Annotated in this window: 11 protein-coding genes; 7 read left to right on the top strand and 4 right to left on the bottom strand. The window is 69.8% G+C overall.

Annotated elements, in window-relative coordinates; all coding sequences use genetic code 11:
* The first annotated feature begins 64 nt into the window (after positions 1-64).
* Positions 65-814 carry a Mut7-C RNAse domain-containing protein gene (locus ACGFSA_RS13925; RefSeq protein WP_393303804.1) on the top strand — a complete coding sequence of 250 codons (750 nt, stop codon included), beginning with the start codon at positions 65-67 and terminating at the stop codon, positions 812-814.
* A gap of 174 nt (positions 815-988) precedes the next feature.
* Here the strand turns inward: ACGFSA_RS13925 and ACGFSA_RS13920 are convergent, their stop codons facing one another.
* Complete coding sequence (locus ACGFSA_RS13920; protein ID WP_393303803.1) at positions 989-1,513, bottom strand: hypothetical protein; 525 nt, start codon at positions 1,511-1,513, stop codon at positions 989-991.
* 117 nt (positions 1,514-1,630) lie between these two features.
* Between ACGFSA_RS13920 and ACGFSA_RS13915 the strand changes: the two genes are divergently transcribed.
* Positions 1,631-1,966: a YnfA family protein gene (locus ACGFSA_RS13915; RefSeq protein ID WP_393303802.1), complete on the top strand. Its 336-nt coding sequence runs from the start codon at positions 1,631-1,633 to the stop codon at positions 1,964-1,966.
* Positions 1,967-2,218: 252 nt separating this feature from the next.
* Positions 2,219-2,977: an SDR family NAD(P)-dependent oxidoreductase gene (locus ACGFSA_RS13910; RefSeq protein WP_393303801.1), complete on the top strand. Its 759-nt coding sequence runs from the start codon at positions 2,219-2,221 to the stop codon at positions 2,975-2,977.
* Between the two features lie 81 nt (positions 2,978-3,058).
* On the opposite strand, the gene ACGFSA_RS13905 is transcribed toward ACGFSA_RS13910, so the two are convergent.
* Positions 3,059-4,252 (bottom strand): RtcB family protein, encoded by a 1,194-nt coding sequence (locus tag ACGFSA_RS13905; RefSeq protein ID WP_393303799.1) that lies wholly within the window; start codon positions 4,250-4,252, stop codon positions 3,059-3,061.
* Between the two features lie 169 nt (positions 4,253-4,421).
* On the opposite strand from ACGFSA_RS13905, the gene ACGFSA_RS13900 reads away from it, so the two are divergent.
* The 3 genes from ACGFSA_RS13900 (at position 4,422) to ACGFSA_RS13890 (ending at position 7,648) form a co-directional block, all read left to right on the top strand.
* On the top strand, positions 4,422-5,222 hold the full coding sequence (locus ACGFSA_RS13900) for a DUF3558 domain-containing protein (protein WP_393303797.1): 801 nt from the start codon (positions 4,422-4,424) through the stop codon (positions 5,220-5,222).
* Positions 5,223-5,375: 153 nt separating this feature from the next.
* On the top strand, positions 5,376-6,203 hold the full coding sequence (locus tag ACGFSA_RS13895) for a DUF3558 family protein (RefSeq protein ID WP_393303795.1): 828 nt from the start codon (positions 5,376-5,378) through the stop codon (positions 6,201-6,203).
* A gap of 209 nt (positions 6,204-6,412) precedes the next feature.
* The gene (locus ACGFSA_RS13890; RefSeq protein WP_393303793.1) at positions 6,413-7,648 is read left to right on the top strand and encodes a DUF2637 domain-containing protein; all 1,236 of its coding nucleotides are present in this window, start codon (positions 6,413-6,415) and stop codon (positions 7,646-7,648) included.
* A gap of 100 nt (positions 7,649-7,748) precedes the next feature.
* Here ACGFSA_RS13890 and lysS read toward each other — a convergent pair whose 3' ends face one another.
* Positions 7,749-9,512 (bottom strand): lysine--tRNA ligase, encoded by a 1,764-nt coding sequence (gene lysS, locus ACGFSA_RS13885; protein WP_393303791.1) that lies wholly within the window; start codon positions 9,510-9,512, stop codon positions 7,749-7,751.
* Positions 9,513-9,646: 134 nt separating this feature from the next.
* Here lysS and argS point away from each other — a divergent pair, with 134 nt between their 5' ends.
* Complete coding sequence (gene argS / locus ACGFSA_RS13880; RefSeq protein WP_393303789.1) at positions 9,647-11,416, top strand: arginine--tRNA ligase; 1,770 nt, start codon at positions 9,647-9,649, stop codon at positions 11,414-11,416.
* Between the two features lie 60 nt (positions 11,417-11,476).
* On the opposite strand, the gene ACGFSA_RS13875 is transcribed toward argS, so the two are convergent.
* Entirely contained in the window at positions 11,477-12,865 is a 1,389-nt protein-coding gene (locus tag ACGFSA_RS13875) for a helix-turn-helix domain-containing protein (RefSeq protein WP_393303787.1), read from the bottom strand.
* Between the last annotated feature and the right edge of the window lie 155 nt (positions 12,866-13,020).

The raw sequence follows: 13,020 nt of genomic DNA, 5'->3' as shown, positions 1-13,020 counted from the left end.
TCCGGCTGCCCCTCGCCCATGAATTCCCTGGCTCACGCAGACCGCCCGGTGGCATGCTGACGACGTGAACGGACCGGAGATCCACCTCGAAGTCGACCCTGAACTGCGGCTCTTCGTTGCCCATGAACGCCGCAACGGCCGCACGTCAGTGACCACCGACGGCGCCTCGACGCTCGGCCATGTCGTGGAATCGCTCGGCGTCCCGCTCACCGAGGCCGGCCAACTGCTCGTGGACGGCCGCCCCGTCCCCGTCTCGCACATCCCGGGCGCGGGCGAACTGGTGGAGGTGCGCGCGGTGGCGCGCCCCCAGCGCGTCGAGGGCGCGCCGCTGCGCTTCCTGCTCGATGTCCACCTCGGCACGCTCGCCCGGCGGCTGCGGTTGCTGGGCGTCGACGCCGCGTACGAGAGCGAGGACCTCGGTGACCCGGCGCTGGCCGCCCTGTCGGCGAAGGAGCAGCGGGTACTTCTCTCCCGGGACCGGGGACTGCTGCGGCGGCGGGAGATCTGGGCGGGGGCGTACATCTACAGCGACCGTCCGGACGATCAGCTGCGGGACGTGCTGGAGCGGTTCGCACCGGAGCTGGCCCCGTGGACCCGGTGCACGGCCTGCAACGGGCCGCTGACCGACGCGGACAAGGAATCCGTCCGGGAGCAGCTGGAGCACGGCACACAGCAGTCGTACGACGTCTTCGCACAGTGCACGGAGTGCGGTCGGGTGTACTGGCGCGGCGCCCACCACACCCACCTGGAGACGATCGTCGCCGACGCGGTGCTCGAGTTCGGCGCCGGGGATCAGGCCGGTCCGGTCCGGTAGGGCTGTCCGGCGGGGCACGGCCGGACACGATCCGCACGGCACACCTGACGAATCGCCCTACGACCCGCCTTGCGCCGCATCGAACTTTCCGCTCCGCAGCCGCGCGATCTGGCCCGCACCGAGCAGATAGCGCTGGACGGTGGGCGCGAGCCAGGCGATCACCTCGTCACGAGGTCAGAAGACGTACTCGTCATCGGTGGCGGGCGCCAGCACCTCATGCCGGTTGTTGCCGGGGTGCCGGTCGGTCGCGCCACCGTTCCAGACGGTGTCGATCCGTACGACCACCTCGTCCGGCCGTCTCGCGAGCTGCAACTCGAGCGCGAGCTGGCGGCCCGCCCACCCGTCCGCCCTCAGCGGACCCGTCCGGCACAGTACGGTTCGGGCGTCCGCCTGCAGACACTCGACCGGCATCTCCTGGCGGCCACTGAGAGGCACCGAGAAGCGGAACCGTACGGTCACGCTCGCCAGATTCGACGGGCCGTGGTTCTCGCTGTGCAGCCAGACCCCGAGCCCCCTGCCCCACAGCGAGACATGCCCGTGGTGCGAGACGTCCGCCTCCCGCGCCACCCGCCGGTCCACCGGCGCGGGCACGGGCCCCGTCGCGACCGCCTGTCCCGCCCCCCATGCCGCCGTCGACACCGTTGCCGCCATCGCCGCCGCGGCGGAGACCGCCAGCCGAGCCTTACGCGTGACTACCATGCCCCGAAGATACCGATCACCCCGAATTATCCGTATTTACACACCAGCTCCGCGCTCCACTCCACCCGCTTGCCCCACCCATCCGAACCCACCCATCCCACATGAAACGCTGCTCCCATGGTCGTCGCCCGCTCTGTCGCACTCTTCGCTGTTGCCGCGCTCTTCGAGATCGGCGGCGCCTGGCTCGTCTGGCAGGGCGCGCGGGAACACCGGGGCTGGATCTGGATCGGCGCCGGAGTCATCGCCCTGGGTGCGTACGGCTTCGTCGCGACGCTGCAGCCGGACGGTGAGTTCGGCCGCATCCTCGCCGCGTACGGCGGTGTCTTCGTCGCGGGCTCGATCGCCTGGGGCATGGTCGCCGACGGCTACCGCCCCGACCGCTGGGACGTCACCGGCGCGCTGATCTGCCTGGCCGGCATGGCCGTGATCATGTACGCCCCCCGCAACCACTGAGAAACAGCATCTCACCGGCCACGTCGACACCCACCACCGACCGACGGCCGCACACACCGACAGCCCCACCGATCGGGCGCCGACGGCAGACCACATCGACACCTGGGCTCCGGCGGCGCCACTCTCCCGCCCCGGCCGCCTCGGGAGACGCGGCCGCCGGACGCCCCGTACAGCGCGGCCGCCGAACGGGACCTCGCGCCGCCTGCCTATCCTGACCCCGTACCGATCAGCTGTCCGAGGAGTCGAGTCCGCATGGCCGCCACCCCCATCGCCGTCATCACCGGAGCGAGCAGCGGCATCGGTGCCGCGACCGCCCGGCAGCTGGCCGCCGCCGGCTACCGCGTCGTCCTGACCGCCCGCCGCAAGGACCGCATCGAGGCGCTCGCCGCCGAGATCAACGAGGCGGGCCACGAGGCCACGGCGTACGCCCTGGACGTCACGGACCGCGAGGCGGTCGAAGCTTTCGCCACCGCCTTCCGCTCGCTCGCCGTCCTCGTCAACAACGCGGGCGGCGCGCTCGGCGCGGACCCGGTCGCCACCGGCGACCCGGCCGACTGGCGCCAGATGTACGAGACGAACGTCATCGGCACGCTCAACGTCACCCAGGCCCTGCTCCCCGCCCTCACCGCGGGCGGCGACGGCACGATCGTGATCCTTTCCTCGACGGCGGGCCTGTCCACGTACGAGGGCGGCGGTGGCTACGTGGCCGCCAAGCACGGCGAACACGTCCTCGCCGAGACCCTCCGCCTGGAGATCGTCGGCACCCCGGTCCGCGTCATCGAGGTCGCCCCCGGCATGGTCAAGACGGAGGAGTTCGCCACCACCCGCTTCCGCGGCGACACCGAGAAGGCCGCCAAGGTCTACGCCGGCGTCGAGGCCCCCCTCACCGCCGACGACGTGGCCGACACGATCACCTGGGCCATCACCCGCCCCAGCCACGTCAACATCGACCTCCTGGTGGTCCGCCCCCGCGCCCAGGCGTCCAACACCAAGGTCCACCGCACGCTCTGAAACCATCGGCCCGCACGGACGAGCCCCGGACCACCACCACGGCGGGTCCGGGGCTCGTCTTCGCAGCGGCGTCAAGGGCACTCAGCCCTTCACGCACACCACCTGCTTCAGCTTCGCGACGACCTCCACCAGGTCCCGCTGCCGCTCGATGACCTGCTCGATCGGCTTGTACGCACCCGGGATCTCGTCCACGACGCCGGAGTCCTTACGGCACTCCACACCCCGCGTCTGCTCCTCCAGGTCCCGCGTCGAGAACCGCCGCTTGGCCGCATTGCGGCTCATCTTCCGGCCGGCCCCGTGCGAGGCCGAGTTGAACGACTTCGCGTTCCCGAGCCCCTTCACGATGTACGAGCCAGTGCCCATCGACCCCGGGATGATGCCGAAGTCACCCGAACCGGCACGGATCGCCCCCTTACGGGTGACCAGCAGATCCATGCCCTCGTACCGCTCCTCCGACACATAGTTGTGGTGGCAGGAGATGACCGGTTCGAAGGTGACCCGGGCCTTCTTGAACTCCTTGCGGACGACGTCCTGGAAGAGCCCCATCATGATCGCGCGGTTGTGCTTCGCGTACTCCTGGGCCCAGAACAGGTCGTTCCGGTACGCCGCCATCTGCGGGGTGTCCGCGATGAAGACCGCCAGGTCACGATCGATCAGGCCCTGGTTGTGCGTCAGCTTCTGCGCCACCCCGATGTGGTACTCGGCGAGCTCCTTGCCGATGTTCCGGGACCCGGAGTGCAGCATCAGCCACACCGAACCCGACTCGTCGAGGCAGAACTCGATGAAGTGGTTTCCGGATCCAAGCGTTCCCATCTGCTTGGTGGCACGTTCATGACGGAATTTGACCGCATCCGCAATCCCGTCGAACCGTCCCCAGAAGTCGTCCCAGCCCGCGGTCGGGAAGCCGTGCAGTCGGCCGGGGTCCACGACGTCGCCGTGCATGCCCCGGCCCACCGGAATGGCCTGCTCGATCTTCGACCGAAGCCGCGACAGGTCGCCCGGAAGGTCATTGGCCGTCAGGGACGTCTTCACCGCGGACATGCCGCACCCGATGTCCACTCCCACCGCCGCCGGACAGACCGCACCACTCATCGCGATCACCGAACCGACGGTCGCACCCTTGCCGTAATGCACGTCGGGCATGACGGCCAGCCCCTTGATCCAGGGCAGCGTGGCAACGTTCTGCAGCTGCTGCATCGCGCCGTCCTCGACCGAGGCCGGGTCGGCCCACATGCGGATGGGGACCTTCGCCCCCGGTACCTCTATGTACGACATAGTTCCTCGATTCCCCCGAAAAGTCTGAAAGCGCAAAACCGGTGCCAAGGTCGGCAAAAGAGTCGGCCGACCGGCAATCACAGCGGCGCGTGCGATACACATTGTGTCCACCGGCCGCCATCGAGCGGCAACTTCTTTTCGCTCGAAGGGAGCCCGGACCGTGCGACGAATGGCGTACGTACCCGGCGTCACACTCCTCGCAGTGCTGACCGCCGGCTGCACCGGTGGCACCGGTACCGAAGGCCCCGCCGCCGACAGTAAACCCGGCAGCCCGAGCATCGCCGCCGCTCCGGCGGGCAAGTACCGCACGCTTCCCGAGCCCTGTCGCTCCATCACGCGATCCACGCTGGAGGATTTGCTTCCGGGCATCGCCGAACTGCCGGAGAACCAGCAGGAGAAGGCGTTCACGGGCACGGCCGCAGTCACCTATGACACCGACCGCCGGGTCGGCTGCCAGTGGAAGTCGGAGGCCGCGGCCTCATCCCGTTCCGTCGTGCTCGACTTCGAGCGCGTCGTCTCGTACGACACCTCGGTGAGCGACGAGGACCGCGCGCGCGAGGTGTACGGGAAGAAGGAGACCGCGGCCCACCTGCCGTCCGGCACCTTCGCCCCCGGCGACGCGGAGAAGGTGACGGCCTCGCCGACGGACTCCCCGTCGGGCCCCCGGTCGGACTCCCCCTCCGGCTCGCCACAGGACACCGGCGGCGACCCGGGCGCAGGCTCCGAGGACCTCCGTCCGCGCACGCTCGACGACCTCGGAGATACCGCATTTCTGGACGATCTGCTCACTCGGGCAGGATCCAGCGCACAACGCCGCACGGTGAGCGTGGTATTCCGCACATCGAACGTCATCGTGACCGTCCGGTACGCCGAGCAGCCCGCCTTCGCGAGCCAGGTCCCGGACAGCAAGGAACTGCAGGAGAAGGCCCAGGCACTGGCCCGGAAGCTGGTCGACAAGTTCGGCGAATAGCCCGCCACCGGGCGCCCCCGACCCGCGCCGCGCCGGTCTGCGGAGCGTCCGGCCGAGGCGGCATCCGGCCGCCGTCCGTCGTACCGTGGCCCTCCGGAACACCTGCCCGAGCACCATGCCACCCGCCCGTCGCGCCACCCGAGCGAAGGAACCATGCACCGATCAGCCCCGCGACTCACCCGCATACTCGCCTGCGCCGCCGTTCCGGTGATGCTCGTCGTCGCCGGCTGCTCGTCGGACTCCGGCAGCAAGAAGGAGTCGGACTCGCCCTCGGCCTCCGCTCCGAGCGCACAGAAGACGGAGGCGACGGTCGAGCCGGCGAAGTTCGCCGAGCTGCCCGACCCGTGCCACGCGATCTCCGCGAAGACGATCACCTCGCTGGTGCCCAAGGCCAAGAGCAAGGCCGGTTCGCCGGCCCGGTCCAGCGACACCTCGGCGCGCGCCGGCTGTTCCTGGAACGGCCTCGACGACAACGGCGTCAAGGGTTCGCAGTACCGCTGGCTCGACGTCGGCTTCACCCGCTTCGAATCGGACCAGGCGCTCGGCAGCGGCGCCAAGCGCGCCCAGGAGGACCTCGCGAACCAGGTCGCCAAGACCAAGGCGACCGAGGGCGCCAAGAAGCTCGTCGAAGCCCCCGTCAGCGGTATCGGCGACCAGGCCACCATGGTCACGTACGACCTCACCAAGACAAAAGAGGACTTCAAGTACGCGACGCTTGTGGCCCGTACGGGGAACGTCGTCATCACCCTGACCTACAACGGCGCGGGTTACGCGGGCGCGAAGACGCCGTCCGGCGACGACATCCTGAAGGGCGCCGAGAAGGCCGCCAAGGAGGTCGTCGCGGCGGTCGCCGATGCCAACGTGAAGAAGTCGAGCCCGTCCGCGAGCACGTTGAAGTCTCCGACGGCGACGAAGTCCGCGGCGTCCGCGAAGTCCGGGGCGTCCCCCAAGTCGGCAAAGTCCGCGGCGCACACGTCGTAACACCGCACCACCCGCCCGCCGGGCATTCCCGCGAGGCCCACGGCAGGTACCCCAACAACCCTGCGCAGAAGCAGTTTTACGAAGCCCGGCCCTCCCCCGAGAGCCGGGCTTCGCCCCTCCCCGCGCACCGCACCCCACACGCATGTGCCAGGCTGTGCCCGCCAGGAGTCGAAGTCGGGAACACAGGGAGGGGATCGCGGGTGGCCGCGATGCAGCTGACACGCACGCACCGGATACTCATCGGGGTCGTCGTCGCCGGCGCGGCAGTCATCGCCGCGATCGGCTTCGCGGGCTCGTACGCCGCGGTGCGCGCACTTGCGGAACAGAAGGGCTTCGGGAACTTCGCCCTGGTCTTCCCGATCGGCATCGACGCGGGCATCTGCGTACTGCTGGCGCTGGACCTGCTGCTGACCTGGATGCGGATCCCTTTCCCGCTGCTGCGCCAGACGGCCTGGCTGCTGACCGCCGCGACGATCGCCTTCAACGGCGCCGCGGCCTGGCCCGATCCGCTGGGCGTCGGCATGCACGCGGTGATCCCGGTGCTCTTCGTGGTCGCCGTCGAGGCCGCCCGGCACGCGGTCGGCCGGATCGCCGACCTCACGGCCGACAAGCACATGGAGGGTGTCCGCCTCACCCGCTGGCTGCTCTCCCCGGTCCCGACGTTCAAGCTGTGGCGCCGGATGAAGCTCTGGGAGCTGCGTTCGTACGAGCAGGTCATCAAGCTCGAACAGGACCGGCTGATCTACCAGGCACGCCTCCAGGCCCGCTTCGGCCGCAACTGGCGCCGCAAGGCGCCGGTCGAGTCCCTGATGCCGCTGCGGCTGGCGAAGTTCGGTGTCCCGCTGGCCGACACCGGCCCGGCCGGGCTGGCCGCGGCGGGCATCGAACCGCAACTGCTGCCGCCTCAGCCCGCGCCGCCGGAACTGGAGTCCAGGGCCGTCCAGGCGATGACGCCCGCCACGGCGGCCGAGGAGGGGCCGAGCCAGTGGTTTGCCACCCCGCAGGGCGTGCAGTACCAGGGCAGTTACGACCCGAACTATGAGCCCCCCACGTACGCGCCTCCGCAGGAGCTGCAGTCCTTCTACAACGGGCAGCCCCAGCAGATCCCGGTGCCGCAGCCCCGCGCGGCCGAGCCCAAGCCGGCTCCGGAGCCAGTGCCTGAGCCGGTCCAGGAGCAGGCACCGGAGCCGCACGTCCAGGTGCCGAACGGCGCGGGCGGCACGCGGCCGCTGGGCGAAGGCGCACCGAAGGCACCGTCGGACGAGGATCTGTACCAGGTGTTCCGGTACTCGATAGACGGCGAGGGCATGCCCACGCCCGGCGCCTTCGCCTCGAACGTCGAGGCCGCGTACGGGCTGCGTCTCCAGTCTCGCGAGCTGAACCAGTACATGGACCAGTTCACCGCCCGTCTCAACAGTGAGCTGATGGAAGACCACATCGCGTAACCGCCCCGAGTCCGTCCGCCGCACGCGAACGGACCGGGACCGGCAGAACAAAGGGCCGTCACCCGCATCACCGGGTGACGGCCCTCCGTATGACCGGCTCCTACGCGCCCAGCAGCTTCCGCACCCGGTCCGCGCCGACGGCCAGCAGCAGCGTGGGCAGCCGCGGACCGGTGTCACGGCCGACCAGGAGCTCGTACAGCAGCACGAAGAACGACCGCTGCGCGGCCTTCAGCTCGGGGGTCGGCTTGGCGTCCGGCCCCAGCCCCGCGAGGACCTTCGGCACCCCGTAGACGAGCGTCGTGAGCCCGTCCAGCGACCAGTGCGTGTCCAGCCCGTCCAGGAGCAGCCGCAGCGACCGGCGCCCCTGGTCGTCCAGCGAGCCGAGCAGTTCCTTGTCCGGCTCGCTGCGGACGACGGTGCGGGCGTCGGCGGGGACCTGGTTGGTGATCCAGTTCTCCGCGCGGTCGAGGCGCGGCCGCGCCTCGTCGAGCGAGCCGATCGGGTTCTCCGGGTCCAGCTCGCTCAGGATGCGCAGCGTCTGCTCGTCGTGGCCGGCGGTGATGTCGACGACGGACGCGAGCGTGCGGTACGGCAGCGGGCGCGGCGTGCCCGGCAGCTCACCGGCGGCCGTGCCGATGGCACGCGCGTACGCGGCGGCGTCGGCGGGCAGCACGGAGCCGTCGGCGACCTTGCGCGCCAGTGAGTCCCACTCGTCGTACAGCCGCTGGATCTCCTGGTCGAAGGCGATCTTGAAGGACTGGTTGGGCTTGCGGCGCGCGTACAGCCAGCGCAGCAGCGGTGCCTCCATGATCTTCAGCGCGTCGGCCGGGGTCGGTACGCCGCCCTTGCTGGAGGACATCTTCGCCATGCCGGAGATGCCGACGAAGGCGTACATCGGGCCGATCGGCTGCACACCGTCGAAGACCTCGCGGACGATCTGGCCGCCGACGACGAACGACGAACCGGGCGAGGAGTGGTCCACGCCGCTGGGCTCGAAGATCACTCCTTCGTATGCCCACCGCATCGGCCAGTCGACCTTCCAGACCAGCTTGCCGCGGTTGAACTCGTTGAGCCGGACGGTCTCGGCGAAGCCGCAGGCGGTGCAGGTGTAGTTCATCTCGGTCGTGTCGTCGTCGTACGACGTGACCGTGGTCAGGTCCTTCTCGCAGTTGCCGCAGTAGGGCTTGTACGGGAAGTAGCCGGCCGAGCCGCCACTGCCGTCGTCCTCGCTCGCCGCGCCGGAACCCGCCTCGGCCTCCAGCTCGGCCTCGTCGACCTTCTTCTGCTGCTGCGGCTTCTTGCCGCCCTTGGCACCTGCCGCCGGGTCCTTCTTCGTGCGGTACCGGTCGAGGACCGCGTCGATGTCGGCGCGGTGCCTCATCGCGTGCAGGATCTGCGCGCGGTACGTCCCCGCCATGTACTGCTCCGTCTGGCTGATGCCGTCGTACTCGACGCCCAGCTCGTCCAGCGCAGCCGTCATCGCGGCCTTGAAGTGCTCCGCCCAGTTCGGGTGCGCGGACCCGGCCGGTGCGGGCACGGACGTCAGCGGCTTGCCGATGTGCTCGGCCCACGACTCGTCCACGCCGGGGACGCCGGCCGGGACCTTCCGGTACCGGTCGTAGTCGTCCCACGAGATCAGGTGGCGGACCTCGTGCCCGCGGCGGCGGATCTCGTCCGCGACCAGGTGCGGGGTCATGACCTCGCGGAGGTTGCCGAGGTGGATCGGGCCCGACGGGGAAAGACCGGACGCGACGACGACCGGTTTGCCAGGCGCACGACGCTCCGATTCGGCGATGACATCGTCCGCGAAGCGGGAGACCCAGTCGGCCTCGGTGCTGCTCTGACTCTGAGCCACGGTCGGCACGTCCTTCTCTCTGGTAGGGCTCGTAAGGGCACTGCCCATTCTCCCAGGTCCACCCGGCAGCGCGAAAACGGCTTTACAGTGCGTGGGATACTGGGCGTGATCCCTTGTACCCCTACGGAAACGGCAGCCATCCCATGGCCTCGGTCAATTCCCTCGCTTCCACGCTCCAGCAGCAGCTCGCGGACGCCCTGACGGCAGCACTGCCGGATGCCGGCACCGCGGACCCGCTGCTGCGCCGAAGCGACCGGGCCGACTTCCAGGCCAACGGGATCCTGGCCCTCGCCAAGAAGCTGAAGGGCAACCCGCGCGAGCTGGCGTCCCAGGTGACGGCCGCGATCCCGGCGGGCGACCTGATCAAGGAGATCGAGGTCTCCGGCCCCGGCTTCCTGAACATCACGCTCAGCGACAAGGCCATCATCGAGACCCTCGCCGCGCGCGCCGCGGACGACGAGGGCCGGCTCGGTGTGCCGTACGCGCAGAACGCCGGCACGACGGTCGTCGACTACGCGCAGCCGAACGTGGCGAAGGAGATGCACGTCGGGCACCTCCGCTCCGCGGTGATCGGTGACGCGATGGTGCAGATCCTGGAGTTCACGGGCGAGACCGTGGTCCGGCGGCACCACATCGGCGACTGGGGCACTCAGTTCGGCATGCTCATCCAGTACCTGATCGAGCACCCGCACGAGCTGGACCACAAGGGCGCCGACGAGGCGGACGGCGAGGCCGCCATGTCCTCCCTCAACCGGCTCTACAAGGCGTCGCGGGCGCTCTTCGACTCCGACGAGGAGTTCAAGGCCCGCTCCCGGGACCGGGTGGTGGCGCTCCAGGCCGGTGACGAGGAGACGGTCACGCTCTGGCAGCGGTTCGTCGACGAGTCGAAGATCTACTTCTACTCGGTCTTCAACAAGCTCGACATGGAGATCCGCGACCCCGACATCGTCGGCGAGTCCGGCTACAACGACATGCTCGAGGAGACCTGCCGGATCCTGGAGGAGACGGGCGTCGCCGTCCGCTCCGAGGGTGCGCTGTGCGTGTTCTTCGACGACGTGAAGGGCCCGGACGGCAACCCGGTCCCGCTGATCGTCAAGAAGACGAACGGCGGCTACGGCTACGCGGCGACCGACCTCTCCGCGATCCGTGACCGGGTCCAGAACCTCAAGGCGAGCACCCTGCTGTACGTCGTGGACGCGCGGCAGTCGCTCCACTTCAAGATGGTCTTCGAGACGGCCCGCCGGGCAGGCTGGCTGAACGAGGACGTCAAGGCCGTGCAGCTCGCCTTCGGCACGGTGCTCGGCAAGGACGGCAAGCCGTTCAAGACCCGTGAGGGCGAGACGGTCCGGCTGCAGGACCTGCTGGACGAGGCGATCGACCGGGCGTCCACCGTCGTGCGCGAAAAGGCGAAGGACCTCACCGACGAGGAGATCACCGAGCGCGCCACGCAGGTCGGTATCGGCGCGGTGAAGTACGCGGACCTGTCGACGTCGGCCGCCCGCGACTACAAGTTCGACCTGGACCAGATGGTGTCGCTGACCGGCGACACGAGCGTGTACATCCAGTACGCGCACGCCCGGTCCCGCTCCATCAAGCGCAAGGCGGGCGAGCTGAAGTCCCAGCCGCACCCGGAGCTGGAGCTGGCCCCGGCCGAGCGCGCGCTGGGCCTGCACCTGGACCTGTTCGGCGAGGTCGTGGCCGAGGTCGCCGCCGCGTACGAGCCGCACAAGCTGGCCTCGTATCTCTACCAGCTGTCGTCGCTCTTCACGACGTTCTACGACCAGTGCCCGGTGCTGAAGCCCGAGGTTCCGGGCGATGTGGCCGAGAACCGCCTCTTCCTCTCGGACCTCACCGCCCGCACCCTGCACCAGGGCATGGAGCTGCTCGGCATCAGGACCCCTGAGCGCCTCTGACCCCCGAGCTCCTCCGAGCCCCGTCCGCGCGCGCGGGCACCGGCCCAGTGGCCGTGACCGTTACTCCTTGGTCACCCACTGGGCCGTGTCGTGCCGGTACAGGTACTGCGGCCGCGTCTTGATGCTGCTGGTACGAAACGGCTTCCCGCCGTCGTCGATGCGCAGCGTCCCCTCACGGCCGCCGCTGCTCCACTCCAGCTCCAGGTACCAGCTGACGTCGTGCCCGTCGACGTGTGCATTGAGGTCGAACACCTCCACATCGGTGGAGGACACCCGGAACGGGAAGTCCTTCGGCGGCACCCGCTTGTCCCCCTGCTGCCCCGCAACCGGGGTGAGGGTCGGCCGACTGTCGTCGAGGTCGATATCGAAGGACTGCGGTGTGATACCGCTCCCGCAGCCTTCCCCCATCGAGTACGCCGACCACGCCAGCGGTTCCTTGCGGGACAGCGTCCGCACGTGCAGCCCCTGGAGCACGACGGCCTGATCGGACTTTCCCTGCACGGTGAGTTCGAGCAGCAGGCTGCCGCCGTCCACCCCGCCGAGCGCCCTGGCCCAGCCACGGGTGTCCTGCGGCGCGGGCGGCGGGGGCACCTCGTTCGGTTTCTGGTCCAGCACGTAGTACTGGCCGCAGGGCGCATCCCAGTGGTAAGAGCTGATGGTGGCGTTCAGGGGCACGCCCCCGCCCGTCTGCGCACCCGGCCCTGCTCCCTCTCCCGCGCTGTGCCCGGTGGACGCGGAGGCGGAGGCGGCACCTGACCCCAGGGACGGGGCGGTCGCTGCACCGGACTTGCCGGGCTTGGCAGGCTTGCCCGACGGATCCGGCGTGCCGGGCGACGCGGGCGCGCTCTCGTCGTCGGGCAGTGCGGGTACGCCGTCCACGGCGGGAGCATCGCTGAGGCTGCCGCTGTCCGTGCCCGAGAGATTGCTGACGATGATCGTGGTGGGCACGGTGAGCGCGACGACGGCGACGGCCGCGAGCAGGACGCGCGCCCGCGGGGAGGACCAGAACCGCCGGGGCCGGCTCGCCCCGGCCGTCACGACCTCGGGCGCGAGCGCGTCGCCATCCTTGTCCTCGCCTCCGTCCCGGTCCTCGGGCGAAGCCACAGCCTCAGCCACAGCTCCCGGCTCGGGAACGGACTCGGAATCAGAAACGGGAGCAGGAGCCGGAACCGGAACGGAATCGGGAACGGCAACAGGGCGCCGTCTCGCCGCATCGGCCACGATCCACCGCCGGTGCAGCTCCACCAGCTCGTCGGGGCTCGCCCCACACAGCCGCCCCAGCCGCTCCACCGGCGCGTACTCATTGGGCACGGCGTCACCGTTGCAGTACCGGTGGAGCGTCGACGTGCTGACGTGCAGTCTTCCGGCGAGAACCCCGTAGCTGTGCCCCGAACGGTTCTTCAGTTCCTTCAGCAGAGCCGCGAATTCCCCGGCCTCCGGCGTCGCCACTGCGGCGTTCCCCCTCCTGGTTCGTCCCGGAACACCGTTCCAGGGACGCGGAATCTGCCCAGGTCACAGTACGCGCAAGCATTCCAGCTTCCCCAATGGGCCATTCGGCGTTGCGGCCGGAATTTGCCGTCCCGCAGTCTGTGACCACACCGCAG

The organism is Streptomyces sp. NPDC048496, assembly GCF_043200055.1.
Taxonomy (GTDB): domain Bacteria; phylum Actinomycetota; class Actinomycetes; order Streptomycetales; family Streptomycetaceae; genus Streptomyces.
Note: the sequence above shows the minus strand (reverse complement) of the source record. Positions and strands in the feature narration are given on the sequence as shown.